Origin of the sequence: Microbacterium oxydans, assembly GCF_900095745.1 — a bacterium.
In the GTDB taxonomy this organism is placed as follows: domain Bacteria; phylum Actinomycetota; class Actinomycetes; order Actinomycetales; family Microbacteriaceae; genus Microbacterium; species Microbacterium oxydans_B.
In genome coordinates this window covers 299,153-314,779 of sequence record NZ_FMIR01000019.1, presented here as the reverse complement: position 1 = coordinate 314,779, position 15,627 = coordinate 299,153, and the positions used below count along the sequence as shown (strand labels likewise).

General features: G+C 68.3%; 10 protein-coding genes. 5 read left to right on the top strand and 5 right to left on the bottom strand.

The window, feature by feature from the left end; translation table 11 throughout:
- The first annotated feature begins 92 nt into the window (after positions 1–92).
- Together BQ2383_RS17040 and dxs are read left to right on the top strand one after the other, a co-directional pair.
- Positions 93–2,927 (top strand): aconitate hydratase, encoded by a 2,835-nt coding sequence (locus BQ2383_RS17040; RefSeq protein ID WP_091036656.1) that lies wholly within the window; start codon positions 93–95, stop codon positions 2,925–2,927.
- A gap of 155 nt (positions 2,928–3,082) precedes the next feature.
- Positions 3,083–5,023, top strand: a complete 1,941-nt coding sequence (gene dxs, locus BQ2383_RS17035; RefSeq protein WP_091036654.1) for a 1-deoxy-D-xylulose-5-phosphate synthase — start codon at positions 3,083–3,085, stop codon at positions 5,021–5,023.
- 39 nt (positions 5,024–5,062) lie between these two features.
- Here the strand turns inward: dxs and BQ2383_RS17030 are convergent, their stop codons facing one another.
- The 3 genes from BQ2383_RS17030 to BQ2383_RS17020 form a co-directional block, all read right to left on the bottom strand.
- Positions 5,063–5,758, bottom strand: a complete 696-nt coding sequence (locus tag BQ2383_RS17030; protein ID WP_029263270.1) for an SPFH domain-containing protein — start codon at positions 5,756–5,758, stop codon at positions 5,063–5,065.
- Between the two features lie 139 nt (positions 5,759–5,897).
- Positions 5,898–7,349, bottom strand: coding sequence for a glycerol-3-phosphate dehydrogenase/oxidase (locus BQ2383_RS17025; protein WP_091036651.1), 1,452 nt, complete (start codon positions 7,347–7,349; stop codon positions 5,898–5,900).
- Positions 7,346–7,954, bottom strand: a complete 609-nt coding sequence (locus tag BQ2383_RS17020) for a TetR/AcrR family transcriptional regulator (protein WP_091036648.1) — start codon at positions 7,952–7,954, stop codon at positions 7,346–7,348. Before BQ2383_RS17020 ends, BQ2383_RS17025 begins: the two co-directional genes overlap by 4 nt.
- Before the next feature lie 20 nt (positions 7,955–7,974).
- Between BQ2383_RS17020 and BQ2383_RS17015 the strand changes: the two genes are divergently transcribed.
- From BQ2383_RS17015 to BQ2383_RS17005, 3 genes are read left to right on the top strand one after another with little or no spacing between them, the layout of a single operon-like run.
- Complete coding sequence (locus BQ2383_RS17015; RefSeq protein WP_244176038.1) at positions 7,975–9,603, top strand: FAD-binding oxidoreductase; 1,629 nt, start codon at positions 7,975–7,977, stop codon at positions 9,601–9,603.
- 1 nt (position 9,604) lies between these two features.
- On the top strand, positions 9,605–10,507 hold the full coding sequence (locus BQ2383_RS17010) for a YegS/Rv2252/BmrU family lipid kinase (protein ID WP_091036645.1): 903 nt from the start codon (positions 9,605–9,607) through the stop codon (positions 10,505–10,507).
- Positions 10,504–12,141: a GMC oxidoreductase gene (locus BQ2383_RS17005; protein WP_091036642.1), complete on the top strand. Its 1,638-nt coding sequence runs from the start codon at positions 10,504–10,506 to the stop codon at positions 12,139–12,141. The genes BQ2383_RS17010 and BQ2383_RS17005 overlap by 4 nt, the downstream gene beginning before the upstream one ends.
- A gap of 65 nt (positions 12,142–12,206) precedes the next feature.
- On the opposite strand, the gene BQ2383_RS17000 is transcribed toward BQ2383_RS17005, so the two are convergent.
- Positions 12,207–14,351, bottom strand: coding sequence for a 3-hydroxyacyl-CoA dehydrogenase NAD-binding domain-containing protein (locus BQ2383_RS17000; RefSeq protein WP_091037636.1), 2,145 nt, complete (start codon positions 14,349–14,351; stop codon positions 12,207–12,209).
- Between the two features lie 8 nt (positions 14,352–14,359).
- Entirely contained in the window at positions 14,360–15,565 is a 1,206-nt protein-coding gene (locus BQ2383_RS16995; RefSeq protein WP_091036639.1) for a thiolase family protein, read from the bottom strand.
- Positions 15,566–15,627 lie beyond the last annotated feature (62 nt).

Sequence of the window (15,627 nt, the reverse complement as noted above, 5' to 3'; positions counted from 1 at the left end):
CTGGTTAGGTCCGCCTTGCTAGCCGCAGGGGCTCGCTGGCGAGCAAGATGGAGGCGCCTGTCGCTCCCATCCGAATAGAAGGAGACGGATTCGTGTCCACGGTGAACAGCTTCGGTGCCAAGAGCACCCTGACAGTCGGCAGCACCGACTACGAGATCTTCCGCATCGACACGGTGCCCGGTTTCGAGAAGCTCCCCTTCAGTCTCAAGGTTCTCCTGGAGAACCTGCTTCGCACCGAGGACGGCGCGAATGTGACGAAGGCGCAGATCGAGGCGCTGGGTTCGTGGGATGCCGCGGCAGAGCCCAACACCGAGATCCAGTTCACGCCGGCCCGCGTGGTCATGCAGGACTTCACCGGTGTGCCCTGCATCGTCGACCTCGCCACCATGCGCGAGGCCGTCACGGCCCTCGGCGGCGACGCCAACAAGATCAACCCGCTCTCGCCCGCCGAGATGGTCATCGACCACTCCGTCATCGCCGACCTGTTCGGCTCGGAGAACGCTCTCGAGCGCAACGTCGAGATCGAGTACCAGCGCAACGGTGAGCGTTACCAGTTCCTGCGCTGGGGTCAGACGGCCTTCAGCGACTTCAAGGTCGTCCCGCCCGGAACCGGCATCGTCCACCAGGTGAACATCGAGCACCTGGCCAAGGTCATCTACGACCGCGACGTCGACGGTGTCCTCCGCGCCTACCCTGACACCTGTGTCGGCACCGACTCGCACACCACCATGGTCAACGGCCTGGGCGTGCTGGGTTGGGGCGTCGGCGGCATCGAGGCTGAGGCGGCCATGCTCGGCCAGCCCGTGTCTATGCTGATCCCGCGCGTGGTCGGCTTCAAGCTCTCCGGCGAGATCCCCGCCGGCGTCACCGCGACCGACGTCGTGCTCACGATCACCGACCAGCTGCGCAAGCACGGCGTGGTCGGCAAGTTCGTCGAGTTCTACGGCGAGGGCGTGGCCTCGGTGCCGCTCGCCAACCGCGCCACCATCGGAAACATGTCGCCGGAGTTCGGCTCCACGGCGGCGATCTTCCCGATCGATGATGTGACCCTCGAGTACCTGCGCCTCACCGGCCGCAGCGAAGAGGCCGTCGCGCTGGTCGAGGCATACGCCAAGGAGCAGAAGCTCTGGCACGACGCGAACGTCGAGCCCACCTTCAGCGAGTACCTCGAGCTCGACCTCGGCACCGTCGTGCCGTCGATCGCCGGCCCGAAGCGCCCGCAGGACCGCATCCTCCTCTCTGAGGCGAAGGCCCAGTTCGAGCACGACATCCTCGGCTACACGACGGCGTCGACCTCCGACGACATCGTCGACCTGGAGTCGAAGCACTCCTTCCCGGCATCCGACCCGGGCTCTGTCCCCGGCGAAGAGGAGCCGACTACGCGCCCGGTGCACATCAACAGCGGCGCTCCGGCGAACGCCTCGAAGCCCGTGCCGGTCACGACGCCGTCGGGGGAGAAGTACATCCTCGACAACGGCGCCGTCACGCTCGCCGCCATCACCTCGTGCACCAACACGTCGAACCCGTCGGTGATGATCGCCGCCGGTCTCGTCGCACGCAAGGCGCTGGCGAAGGGGCTGAAGCAGAAGCCCTGGGTCAAGACCACGCTCGGACCGGGATCGAAGGTCGTCACCGATTACTACGAGAAGTCCGGCCTCGACAAGGACCTCGAGGGCCTCGGCTTCTACACCGTCGGCTACGGCTGCACGATCTGCATCGGCAACTCCGGTCCGCTGATCGAAGAGGTGTCGGAGGCGATCAACTCGCACGACCTCGCGGTCACGGCGGTCCTCTCGGGCAACCGCAACTTCGAGGGGCGCATCAGCCCCGACGTGAAGATGAACTACCTCGCCAGCCCGCCGCTGGTCATCGCGTACGCGCTGGCCGGGTCGATGCACTTCGACTTCGAGAACGATGCGCTCGGCAAGGGCACCGATGGCGAAGACGTCTTCCTGAAGGACATCTGGCCGACGCCGGCCGAGGTGCAGGAGCTGGTCGATTCCTCGATCTCGCGCGAGCAGTTCATCAAGCAGTACGCGACCGTCTTCGACGGCGACGAGCGCTGGCGCAGCCTGCCCACCCCGGATGACGCGATCTTCCAGTGGGACGAGAACTCCACGTACGTGCGCAAGGCGCCGTACTTCGACGGCATGACGATGGAACTCACCCCGGTGAAGGACATCGAGGGCGCACGCGTCATGGCGACGCTCGGTGACTCGGTCACCACCGACCACATCTCGCCCGCCGGAAACATCAAGGCGGGCACGCCTGCGGCCCAGTACCTCACGGAGCACGGCGTCGACCGCAAGGACTTCAACTCCTTCGGCTCGCGTCGAGGCAACCACGAGGTCATGATCCGCGGCACGTTCGCGAACATCCGCCTGAAGAACGTCATGGTCTCGGCCGTCAACGACGGACAGGTCGTCGAGGGCGGTTTCACCCGCGACTTCACGCAGCCCGGTGGCCCGCAGTCGTACATCTACGACGCGAGCATGAACTACCAGGAGCAGGGTACGCCTCTCGTCATCTTCGGTGGCAAGGAGTACGGTTCCGGTTCGTCGCGCGACTGGGCGGCGAAGGGCACCAGCCTGCTGGGCGTCAAGGCGGTAATCACCGAGAGCTTCGAGCGCATCCACCGCTCGAACCTGATCGGCATGGGCGTCGTCCCGCTGCAGTTCCCCGCCGGCGAGAGCTGGGAGTCGCTGGGCCTGGACGGTACCGAGGTCGTCTCGATCTCCGGCCTCGAGGAACTGAACAACGGCGTCACGCCGAAGACGGTCAAGGTCACGGCCACCCCGAGCGAGCACTCGCCCGAGGGCAAGCAGCCGGTCGAGTTCGACGCGGTCGTCCGCATCGACACCCCCGGTGAGGCCGACTACTACCGCAACGGCGGCATCCTGCAGTACGTGCTGCGTTCGCTGGTCTGATCGCACAGACGAAGGGACTCCGATCCATGGATCGGAGTCCCTTCGTCATGTCAAGGGGGCGGTGCTCACCGGGTTCTCCCGCCCTGGCGCGGTAGGATCGACGGGCGCCCGTACCCTCGTCGGGCGCTTCTGGAGAAGCCTGTGAGGAGGCGCAGATGCCCATTCTTCCGAGCATCTCAGGACCCCGTGATCTGGACGCGCTCTCGACCGATCAACTGGAGGAGCTCGCCGCCGAGATCCGCACGTTCCTGGTCGACAACGTCTCGCAGACCGGTGGCCACCTCGGGCCGAACCTGGGCGTCGTCGAACTGACGATCGCTCTGCACCGGGTCTTCTCGTCTCCCGACGATCCGTTCATCTTCGACACGGGGCACCAGTCCTACGTGCACAAGCTCCTCACGGGGCGCCAGGACTTCTCCGGCCTTCGTGTGCGGGGCGGCCTCGCCGGCTATCCGCAGCGCGGCGAGAGCGCACACGACGTCGTGGAGTCGTCCCACGCGTCCAGTTCGTTGAGCTGGGCCGACGGCATCTCCCGCGCACTCACCGCCACGGGCCGCGCGGATCGACATGTCGTCGCGGTCGTCGGGGACGGCGCACTCACCGGCGGAATGACGTGGGAGGCGTTGAACAACATCTCCGACGACAACGATCGGAATCTCGTGATCGTCGTCAACGACAACGGTCGCTCGTACGCCCCTACCATCGGCGGGATGTCGCGGTACCTGAACCGCGTCCGCACCGCGGCGGCGTACAAGGATCTGCACCAGCGCTCCGACCGCCTGTTCCGCGCGTTCGGTCCTGTGGGACGCGCGGTGTTCCGCGGAGTTCGCGGCGGAACCCACGGCTTCCTCTCGCGCTTCACGAACAACGAGGCGCTCTACTCGAACCTCGACATCAAGTACCTCGGTCCCATCGACGGACACGATCTCCCGGCCCTGCTCGAGACGCTCGAGCTGGCGAAGTCGTACGGGGCCCCGGTGATCGTGCACACGATCACCGAGAAGGGGCGCGGATACCAGCCCGCGCGAGACGATGAGGCCGACCAGTTCCACGCGGTGGGGAAGATCGACCCCGCCACGGGTGAGACGCTGTCGTCCGGCGGTCGTGGGTGGACCGACGTGTTCTCGGAGGCCCTCGTCTCGGTGGGGGAACAGCGCAGCGATGTCATCGCGATGACGGCCGCCATGCTGCGACCGACGGGCCTCGCCCCGTTCGCCGAGCGGTTCCCCGACCGCGTGTACGACGTGGGGATCGCCGAGCAGCACGCGGTGGCTTCCGCCGCTGGGCTGGCGTACGGCGGACTGCACCCCGTCGTCGCGCTCTACGCCACGTTCATGGGCAGGGCGTTCGATCAGGTGTTGATGGACGTCGCTCTGCACCGTGCGGGTGTCACCTTCGTTCTCGACCGTGCCGGCGTGACCGGCCCCGATGGTCCCAGCCACCACGGGATGTGGGATCTCGCCATGCTGCAGATCGTCCCGCACATCCGCATCGCCGCGCCGAGGGACGGAGCCCGTCTGACCGAAGCGCTGAACGAGGCCGTCCAGGTCGACGACGCCCCGACCGTCATCCGCTTCCCGAAGGGCGAGGTCGCCGCCGACCTTCCCGCCATCGAGCGTCTGAAGGACGGTGTGGACGTGCTCGCGCGCGGGGAGTCGGAGGACGTGCTGATCGTCGCCATCGGCCCGTTCGCCGCACTCGCGCTCGACGTCGCAGAGCGTCTTCGAGCGCAGGGCATCGGAGCCACCGTGATCGACCCGCGCTGGGCGATCCCGGTGCAGCCGTCTGTCATCGAGATGGCGGCCCACCACCGCCTCGTCATCACGCTCGAAGACGGTATCCGTGTCGGTGGTATCGGCACCCGGGTACGACAGGTCCTCCGCGAGGCCGGCATCGACACGGCGGTGGACGAACTCGGCCTGCCCGACGAGTTCATCGATCATGCCTCGCGGGCTCAGATCCTCGCGGATGCGGGCCTCACGGCACCGAAGATCGCGCAGGACATCGTTTCCCAGGTACTCGGGACCAGGATCCCGAAGGCGCGTGATGCGGGCGAGACGGGCACGATCGACCTGCCCCTCCGCGAACGCCACTGATGCGCTGAAGGCGCCGCCGGTCCGGATGGGCTGACGGCGTCAGTTGAGTGCGTGCAGTGCGGCGACGGCCTGCGCGCCGCGATCCACGTCGCGGAGCGCGGTCGACATCAAGTAGCCGTCGGTCAGGGCATCGCCGGTGACCATCACGCGTACGAGCTCTACCCCGCATGCGCGACGCACCTCCTCGGCGCTGGCTGCGATCACGCGCGCATTGATCTCGTCGTTGTGCGGCAGCTCGGTGCCGTCGAGGCCCCTGATCACGTCTCTCAGTGCCGCGCCGACGATGTTCGAGGCGCGCTCCTTGACGTTCACGACGTCGAGCTCGAACACCCGGAGATCTCGCCCGGTCGGTATCGGGCGCCATTCGAACGATGCGTGCACGCGGTGCTGATGTCCGCTCGCCCCGCCCATCTCACGGACGGGAAGATCGGTCGCCCGGCAGCGCACATCGATGAGCCGATACCAGTAGAACAGGGGGAAAGCGCCGTGGGAGCCGGGGTCGAGGACGACGACCTCCCCGACAGCCCCGCCGCGAGCGGTCGGACGGCGCTGCGGACGATTGCGGATGATGGGCTTGCCGTTTCGGGTCCGGATCGCGGCCCAGCCTTCGTCGACCGTGACGACGAAGAGCTTGAGGAGAGCGGGAAGGACCAGGAGCAAGGTCAGAACTGCGGTGCCGGTCTTCAACAGCCCCGACATCCCCTTGCCGCCCAGCATCGTGAAGAGCATGTCCATGACACCACTGTGCAGGGTCGGGAGGCCTTCGGATGCTCGAGCGCAGTCTCGTCCGGGGGAGTTCATGCGCTGTTCCTCGCGCGTTCCCCGCGTCGCCCCTCGGAGGAAACGGGAGGGCCCGGATGCGATCCCGGCAGGCTCAGAAGAGGTCGGAGAGTGTGCGCTCGACGAGTTCCTCGACCGCGGGTCGGCAGCGCTCGCGATCGGCATCCACGAGCCCGACGCGGGTGCGTCGATCGAGGACGTCGGCGGCGGTCATCGCACCTTCGACGCGCACCGCGTACTCGACCTCCGCGCGTGACAGCCCGGTGCGGTCGTCGAGCAGCCCCTCGGAGGGAGGCACGATCCGATCGACGAGCCGAAGGGACGCCGTGCTGCTCCCTGTCGCGGGCAGCGCACGGGCGCGCACGGCGACATCGACCGCGTCTTCCGCCATCCGTCGGTATGTCGTCAGCTTTCCGCCGAGCACGGTGACGAAGCCGGCGTCGGCCGTCGCCACCAGATGGCGGCGCGACACATCGGACGTCGTCGCCGCCGCACTGTCGACCAGCGGGCGCAGGCCCGCGAACGCCCCGCGCACCTGATCGCGCCGGACAGGCGTGGCCACGACCCGGTTGAGGCTCGCCAGGAGGAAATCGATCTCGGCATCCGTGGGCTGTGCGACGAGGGGCACAGCGCCCGGAGCGTCCTCGTCCGTGAGACCGACGATCACGCGTCCGTAGGCCTGCGGCAGGGCGAAGATGTAGCGGCTGATGGACCCCTCGTGCGGGATGGTCAGTGCCGCGGTCGGTTGCCCGAGATCGTTCGCGTCGAGCACGATGTGCGTGCCGCGACTCGGCCGCACGCGGATCGCCTCATCGAGCGAGCCCGCCCAGACCCCGGTGGCGTTGATCACGGTGCGGGCGTCGATCTCGAAGCGCTCTCCGGTGAGTGCGTCCTCGACCGTCGCACCGTCGCCGCGGAGCCCGATCGCGCGCACCCGGGTGAGGATGCGCGCCCCATGCGCCGCGGCCGTGCGAGCGACCGTGACGACGAGACGCGCGTCGTCGACCAGCTGACCGTCGTACGACAGCACGCCGCCACGCAGGCCAACCGTGTCGAGGGCGGGCGCCAGACGCACAGCGGTGCGGGTCGACACGAGCCGCGGAGCAGGGAGTACGGAACGGGGCGTGTGCGCCCGCATACGCAGCAGATCGCCCATCCCCATCCCCATCGCTCCTGCGACCCGCTGACGCGGCGTCACGCCACGGCTGAACGGCAGGAGCTGACCGAGGGGATGGATCAGGTGCGGTGCGATCGTCGTCATGAGCAGGTGCCGTTCCTGCGCGCTTTCCCGCGCCGTGGCGACGTCGCCGGTCGCGAGGTACCGCAGGCCGCCGTGCACGAGCTTCGAGCTGAACCGACTGGTGCCGAACGCGAGGTCTTCCGCCTCGATCAAGGTCACGCTGAGTCCGCGCGACGCGGCGTCGAGAGCCACTCCCGCTCCGGTGATCCCGCCGCCGACGACGAGGACGTCCACCGTCTCCTCCGCGGCACGAGCGAGATCGATCGCACGGCGGGCGGCGTTCAGCGCGGACGACGGGCCGATCATGGCCGCAGCAGTCCGTCGAGTGTCATCCGCAACTCGCGCTCCCAGGCGGCTTCGGAGATGAGTTCGGACACCGTCCCCTGCGAGAGCACCGCCGACTGGGCCACGAGGAGCAGCATGACGGCGATCTCCCGAGGCGGATCCGTGCGGACCGAGCCCTGTGTCTGCGCTGCGGCTATCGCGGTGGAGAGCCACTGCAGGATCATGCGCTGACTCGACCCGACCCGCTGCAGCGTGTACCGGGTGAACGCCTCCGGCTCATCGGCGAGCAGGCGCGAGTACACGGCGTCGGCACGGAACAGCGCCGTGAACCTCAAGACGTCGTCGACAAGCGCTGCGCGTGTGCCCGCCGGGGTGGGGAACTGTTCGATCAGACCCGTGACGCGCCGGAGCAGAGCTGCGCGCACGACGTCGTCGGCGTCGGCCCAGTTGCGATAGATCGTGGGGCGGCTCAGGTCGGAGCGGCGGGCGAGTTCCGCGATCGTCACGCCGTGCACACCGCGGCGGATGATCAGGGCATCGGCCGCGTCGAGGATGCGGGTCTGCGTCCCATCCCACGACGGGGAGACGTCTTCGGTCGCCAGGGAATCCAGTTGACGTTCTTCCATGATGTGTCACACTGTAACGCATGGAGCTCGAGAGCGGCAGCGGTGCCGGAGATGGCGCGATGCGATGGAATGGCTGGGGCGATCCGGACCGGGCCAAGGATCTTCCGCGAGCCGTCCGGGCACTCCTGCCCTTGCTGCTCGGGCGTATCCGGCGACCGGAGGCGCCGGTCGATCTGTCCGCCGTGCAGATCGGGACGAGCGGCCTCACCGAGGCTGATGTCGCGGCCCTCGGCACCGCCGTCGGCGTCGATCAGGTGGATACGTCGGCGGAGGCGCGCATCCGTCATGCGGGTGGCCGCTCCACCCCGGACCTCCTGCGCCGACGCGAGCGGGAGCAGCGCGTGCCGGACGCGGTCGTCCGCCCCGCGAGCCACGACGAGGTGCGCGCGTGCCTCGACGTGGCCGTGGAGCGGGGGATCGCGATGATCCCGTACGGCGGCGGCACCAGCGTCGTCGGGGCTCTCGATCCGGAACGCGGCGCCCACCACGCCGTCGTCAGCCTCGACCTGCGTCGGCTGCAGGGAATCGTGCGGCTCGACGCCGTCAGCGGCGAGGCGGTGCTCGCATCCGGGACGACAGGCCCGGATGCGGAGATGCTGCTGTCGGCTCACGGCCTCGAACTCGGACACTTCCCGCAGAGTTTCCGCTACGCCACCATCGGAGGTTTCGCCGCCGCGCGCTCGTCCGGGCAGAACTCCGCGGGAAACGGTCGCTTCGACACGATGGTGACCGGGATCCGAGTGGCTACCCCGACCGGTGACATCGAACTCGGGCGCTCGCCCGGCTCGGCAGCCGGCCCCGACCTGATCCGGGTGTTCCTCGGTTCGGAGGGCATTTTCGGTGTGATCACCGAGGTACGGGTGCGAGTGCATCCGATCCCGCGCGAGCGAGTGTTCGAATCGTGGTCGTTCCCCGACTTCGCGAGCGGGCTCGAGGGCTTGAGGCGAGTGGCGCAGCACGGCGACGGCCCTACGGTCATCCGCCTGTCCGATGAAGCGGAGACCGCCGTGAGCCTCGCCCAGGTCGGCAGGATCGGCAAAGCCCTCGCGAAGGGCACCAGCGTCGTGACCGTGTACGAGGGAGAGGGCGAGGAGATCGCCGAGCGCCGCGCCAGGACGAGTGCCCATCTCGCCGCGGCCGGCGGCACCTCGGCGGGGGAGAGCGCGGCGGAGGAATGGCTGCGGAGTCGGTTCGACGGCCCCTATCTGCGGGACTCGCTGCTCGACGTCGGGGTGTTCTGCGAGACGCTGGAGACCGCCACGACCTGGTCGAACCTGCACGCGCTGCGATCCGCCGTCGAGATCGCGCTGAAGGACGGTTTCTCCGCCGCCGGAGCGAAGTCCTACGTCATGTGCCACGTGTCGCACATATACCCGACCGGAGCCTCGTTGTACTTCACGGTGCTCGCCGGCATCCGCACCGACCCGCTCGGGGTCTGGGAACCTGTCAAAGCGCGGGTCAACGACGCGATCATCGCCGCCGGCGGCACGATCAGCCACCATCACGCGGTGGGCCGAGATCACGCACCCTGGCTGAGTCAGGAGATCGGCGAGGCCGGCATGCGCATCCTCTCGGCGATCAAACGCGAACTCGACCCCACGGGCATCCTGAACCCCGGCGCCGTGATCCCCCTCGAACGGACCCGCTGACGTGGTCGAGCACATCGCGGTGCTCGCGAATCCGTTCTCCGGCAAGGGACGGGGAGGGAGAGCCGCCGAGGCGGCCGTCCTGCACCTGCGCGGGCGAGGGGTCGACGTGCGCACCTACGCGGGCGGATCCGCTGCCGACACCGCCCGACTCGCGGTCACCGCCCTCGCGGACGATCCGCGCGCGCTGGTGGTGGTGGGCGGTGACGGGACCCTGTCGGGGGTGCTCGACATCGTGTGCGCATCGACCATCCCGGTGGTCCTGGTGCCGGCGGGCACGGGGAACGACCTCGCCCGTGCGCTCGGCCTTCCTCGCGGCGATGCCGCAGACGCCGCGGAACTCGCGCTCACGGGGATGCGCCGTACGATCGACGTCGGCGAGGTGCGCACCGTCGCGGGAGCGCGCAAGTTCCTGACGATCGCTGCCCTGGGTTTCGATGCCAAGGTCAGCGACCGCACCAACCGGCTGCGCTGGCCGCACGGTGCCCCGCGCTACTACCTGGCGCTGCTCATCGAGCTCGTCTGCCTACGGCCGATGGACTTCATGCTCGCCGTCGACGGCGAAGATCCCCTGCGCTCACCCGGCACGCTCATCGCCGCCGGCAGCACATCGAGCTACGGTGGCGGCATGCCGATCTGCGCGGGTGCGGTGCCCGACGACGGACTGCTCGACGTCGTGCACGTGGCACCGCTCGGGCGGCTGCGTCTGCTGCGCCTCTTCCCGCTGCTGCTGCGGGGGACGCATCTGAATCGACCGGAGGTCATGCATCGCCGGGCTCGGACGCTGACCGTGTCCGCCCCGGGCCTCGTCGTCTATGCGGACGGCGAGCGCATCGGCGAGGACGAATGCACGATCTCGGTGCTGCCCGGAGCGCTGACGATGATGGTTCCGGGGGGAGAACGATGACTGAGTTCGATGAGGACGTCGTGATCGTCGGCTCCGGGTTCGGCGGCTCAGTGGCCGCGCTGCGCCTGCGGGAGAAGGGCTATCGGGTGCGTGTGTACGAGGCCGGCCGACGCTTCGAGGACGAGGACTTCGCCAAGACCAGCTGGAACCTGCGGCGATACCTCTGGGCTCCGGCTCTCGGCTGCTTCGGCATCCAGCGCATCCATCGGTTGCCGCACGTGATGATCCTGGCCGGCGCCGGTGTGGGTGGTGGCTCCCTCAACTACGCCAACACGCTGTACGAGCCCGGTACGGCGTTCTTCGAAGACCCGCAGTGGCGCGGCATCGCCGACTGGGAAACCGAGCTGTCGCCGCACTACCGCACCGCGAAGCGGATGCTCGGTGTGGTGGAGCACTACCCGCACACCGGACCCGTCGAGCGGATCATGGCGGGCGCTGCCGACGACCTGGGGGTCGGCTCGACCTTCCGGCACGCCCCGGTGGGTGTGTGGTTCGGGAAGCCGGGAGAGCGTACCGCTGATCCGTTCTTCGGCGGCGAGGGCCCGGAGCGCACAGGATGCACGCTGTGCGGCAACTGCATGGTCGGGTGCCGCGTCGGCGCGAAGAACACTCTGATGAAGAACTACCTCGCACTGGCAGAGCGGCGCGGTGCGGTGATCGAACCGTTGCGGACCGTCACCGAAGTACGAGAGCTGCCGGCCGGCGGGTTCGCCGTCACCACCCAGCGCAGCGGCGCCTGGCTGCGTCCGGCGCGCCGGACGGTGACAACACAGCAGGTGGTGCTCGCCGCAGGCACCTGGGGTTCCCAGCAGCTGCTGCACCGCATGAAGGCATCCGGTGCGCTGCCCCGGATCTCGGATGCCCTGGGTCAGCTCACCCGCACGAACTCCGAAGCCCTCGACGGCGCTGTTGCCGTGGAGGTACCGGAATCCTTGAACCTCGCCCGCGGCGTCGCGATCACGACTTCGTTCCATGTGGACGACCGCACCCACGTCGAGAACGTCCGCTACGGTCCCGGTTCGAACCTCATGGGGGCGCTCGCGACCGCTCTGGTTCCGGGGGATCGAGGCCTCGCGGCGCGATGGGGCAGCCTCGTGGGGCGGGTGCTCCGCTCCCCGGTGCGGCAGTTCCGACTCGGGAATCTGCACCGCTGGAGCGAGCGCGGCATCATCGCCCTCGTGATGCAGACCGCCGACAACTCCCTCACCCTGTCGCTCCGTCGACGTTTCGGACGGAACGTGATGACCAGCGCCCAGGGACACGGTGAGCCGAACCCGAGTCACCTGCCCCAGGCGCACCGGGCGGCAGCGGCGATCGCGGCGCGCATCGAGAGCTGCAGCGGCGTCGCTGCCGAGCCGCGCGGGTCATGGCCGGAGGTGTTCGGCATCCCGCTCACCGCGCACTTCCTCGGCGGGGCCGTGATCTCCGATTCACCGGAGCGGGGCGTCATCGATCCGTACCATCGCGTCTGGGGCCACCCGCAGCTGCATGTCGTCGACGGGGCGGCGGTGCCCGCGAACCCCGGGGTCAACCCCTCCCTCACGATCACTGCCCTCGCCGAGAGGGCACTCTCGCACTGGCCCCGTCGTGGGGAAGACGACCTGCGCCCTGGGCAGTCCGATCGCGCCGCCTGACGAAGAGACGCCCCTCCCGACTCGCAAGGAGTCGAGAGGGGCGCTTTCTCGGACTGGCGCTGCGATCAGCGGTGCTCGACGCCGCGGATCTGCGGAGTGTGGAACGAGCCGCCGAAGGCCCGCTCGGAGGCACCCTCGCGGTCGAGGTACGGGGAGGCCCCGCCATCGATGAACGGCCATCCGGCGCCGAGGATCAGGCAGAGGTCGATGTCTTCGACCTCGGGCACGACGCCCTCGTCGAGCATCAGCTTGATCTCCTGAGCCAGACCGTCTTGTACGCGCTGGAGGATGGTCGCAGCCGTTGCCGGGGTCTTGCCGACGGCGGGCTTCAGCACCTTCTCGGCCTGCTTGCTCCAGCCGACGACGCGCCCTCCCTTGTCCTTCTCCACGACCGCGTCGAGCTCGGCGAGAGCGTGGAAGTTCTCATTCGCATAGAACCGGTCGGGGAACGCCTGCACCATGGTGTCCTGCACATGGGCGGCGACCTTCCAGCCGACCAGGTCGATCAGCTGGAACGGGCCCATCGGCAGACCGAGCGGGCCGAACGCCTTCTCGACATCCGCGATCGGCGTGCCTTCGTAGACCGCACGAGCGGCCTCGCCCATGACCTTGGCGAGCAGACGGTTCACGACGAAGCCGGGCGCGTCGGCCGTGAGGACCGCATTCTTGCCCAGGTTCTTCGCCACGACGAAGGCGGTCGACAGCGCCGCCTCCGACGTCGTCGGTGTCTTCACGATCTCGATCAGAGGCATCACCGCGACGGGGTTGAAGAAGTGGAAGCCCACCAGACGCTCGGGGTGTGCGAGCTTCGAGCCGATCTCCTCGACGGACAGCGACGACGTGTTGGTCGCGAGGATCGCATCGTCGGCGATGATCTGCTCGATCTCACCGAACACCTGCTGCTTGACGCCGACCTCTTCGAACACGGCCTCGATGACGAAGTCGCAGTCCGCGTAGAGGCTCTTGTCGGTGGTGCCGGTGACGAGTGCGCGCAGCTTGTTGGCCGAGTCGGAGTCCAGACGGCCCTTGGCCTCGAGCTTGCCGATCTCCTCGTGGATGTACGCGACGCCCTTGTCGACGCGTGCCTGATCCAGGTCGGTGATGAGCACGGGCACCTGGAGCTTGCGGACGAAGAGCAGCGCGAACTGGCTCGCCATGAGTCCCGCACCGATGATGCCGACCTTGGTGACCTTCTTCGCGAGCTGCTTGTCGGGAGCGCCGACGGGTCGCTTCGCGCGCTTCTGCACCAGGTCGAAGGCGTACATCGAGGCGGCGAACTGGTCGCCGGTCACGAGTTCAGCCAGCGCCTCGTCCTCGCGGGCGAACCCTTCGGCCTTCGTACCGCTCTTCGCCTTGTCGAGCAGCTCGAGCGCGGCATAGGGCGACTTCGGCACGGTGCCGATCTTCGACTCGAGCATCCCGCGCGCCATCTTGATCGCGATCGGCCACTTGGTGAGGCGCTCGATCTTGCCCGGCTCGTTCTTGCGCTCGACCTTCTTACCGCCGAGAACATCGTCTGCCCAGGACAACGAGTTCTCGAGGTAGTTCGCCGCGGGGAAGATCGCGTCGAAGACACCCAGGTCGAATGCCTGCTGCGGCTTCAGCATCCGGTTCTGCTTGAGCGGGTTCGAGATGACGACCTCGAGGGCGTTCTCGATGCCGATCAGGTTCGGCAGCAGGTAGGCGCCGCCCCAGCCGGGGATGATGCCGAGGAAGACCTCGGGGAGTGCGACGGCCGCGGCGGAGGAATCGACCGTGCGGTAGCTGGAGTTCAGCGCGATCTCCAGGCCGCCGCCCAGGGCGAGGCCGTTCACGAAGGCGAACGACGGCACACCGAGGTCGCCGAGTTTGCCGAGGACCTTGTGACCCAGCTGCGCGATCAGGCGCGCGTTGTCACGAGAGCCCACCTTGCTGATGTCGGACAGATCAGCACCGGCGGCGAGGATGTACTGCTTGCCGGTGATGCCGACGGCCTGGATCTCGCCGGCTGCCGCACGTGCCTTGAGACCGTCGAGGGTCTCGCCCAGCTGCGTGAGAGTCGCCGGACCCAGCGTGTTCGGGCGCGTGTGGTCCCGACCGTTGTCGAGCGTGATCAGGGCGAGCACCTTGCCCGAGGCCAGGCGGATGTCGCGCACGGGCGACTGGGTGATGACCTCGCCCTCGGTGAGCGCCTGGATGGGGGAGAAGTCGATGTCGTCGTAGTTCGTCACGTTGGCGCTCACTTCTTCTTTTTGCCGTTGTAGTGCGGGTTCTCCCAGATGACCGAGCCGCCCTGGCCCAGGCCGACGCACATGGCGGTCAGACCGTAGCGGACGTCGGGGCGCTCGGCGAACTGCGCCGCGAGCTGGATCATCAGACGCACACCGGATGCCGCGAGCGGGTGCCCGAGCGCGATCGCGCCGCCCCACTGGTTCACGCGGGGATCGTCGTCAGCGATGCCGAAGTGGTCGAGCAGCGAGATCACCTGGATGGCGAATGCCTCGTTGAGCTCGAACAGGCCGATGTCGGCGATCGTCAGCCCGGCCTTCTTGAGGGCCTTCTCGGTCGAGGGGATCGGGCCGATGCCCATGATCTCCGGCTGCACACCGGCGAAGGCGAACGAGACCATCCGCATCTTCGGTGCAAGCCCGAACTCCTTCACCGCGCCACCGCCGGCGAGCAGCGACATCGTCGCGCCGTCGGTGAGGGGGGAGGAGGTGCCCGCGGTGACGCGCCCGTGCGGACGGAACGGCGTCTTCAGCGCCGCGAGGTCCTCCATGGTGGTCTGCGGGCGACGACCCTCGTCCTCGGTGGCAAGGCCCCAGGCACCGTCGGCACCCTTGGTGGCCACGGACACGAGGTCAGGCTGGATCTTGCCGGCGTCGTAGGCGGCCTGCACCTTGTGCTGGCTGAGCATCCCGAACCGGTCGGACCGCTCCTTGGTGAGGTGCGGGAAACGGTCGAAGATGCGCTCGGCGGTGACACCCATGTTGAGCGCCCCCGGGTCGACCATCTTCTCGGCGACGAAGCGCGGGTTCGGGTCGGCGTTGCCGCCGATCGGGTGATGCCCCATGTGCTCGACACCGCCGGCGAGGGCGAAGTCGTACATGCCGACGCCGATCGACGCGCCCATCGTGGTGACGCTGGTCATCGCGCCGGCGCACATGCGCTCGACGGCGAGTCCAGGGACCGTTTGCGGAAGCCCGGCGAGGATCGCCACCGATCGGCCGAGGGTGAGGCCCTGGTCGCCGGTCTGGCTCGTCGCGGCGATCGCCACGTCATCGATGCGGTCGGCCGGGACGGCAGCGTTGCGCTCCATCAGGCCGATGGTCGCCTTCACGGCGAGGTCATCCGCGCGGGTGTTCCAGTACATGCCTTTTTCGCCGGCGCGCCCGAAAGGGGTGCGTACTCCATCGACGAAGAAGACGTCCGAGATCTCGGCCACTCTGCCTCCAAGTTAGTGCGTGGCCTCAGTCTATGAAGCCCGCGAAACAGGGAGGAATCGGT

What these genes read in the sequence shown, in the direction of transcription:
- dxs (WP_091036654.1), top strand. Translation starts at nt 3,083, where the DNA reads ATGCCCATTCTTCCGAGCATCTCAGGACCCCGTGATCTGGACGCGCTC.
- BQ2383_RS17030 (WP_029263270.1), bottom strand. Translation starts at nt 5,758, where the DNA reads ATGGACATGCTCTTCACGATGCTGGGCGGCAAGGGGATGTCGGGGCTG.
- BQ2383_RS17025 (WP_091036651.1), bottom strand. Translation starts at nt 7,349, where the DNA reads ATGATCGGCCCGTCGTCCGCGCTGAACGCCGCCCGCCGTGCGATCGAT.
- BQ2383_RS17020 (WP_091036648.1), bottom strand. Translation starts at nt 7,954, where the DNA reads ATGGAAGAACGTCAACTGGATTCCCTGGCGACCGAAGACGTCTCCCCG.
- BQ2383_RS17015 (WP_244176038.1), top strand. Translation starts at nt 7,975, where the DNA reads ATGGAGCTCGAGAGCGGCAGCGGTGCCGGAGATGGCGCGATGCGATGG.
- BQ2383_RS17005 (WP_091036642.1), top strand. Translation starts at nt 10,504, where the DNA reads ATGACTGAGTTCGATGAGGACGTCGTGATCGTCGGCTCCGGGTTCGGC.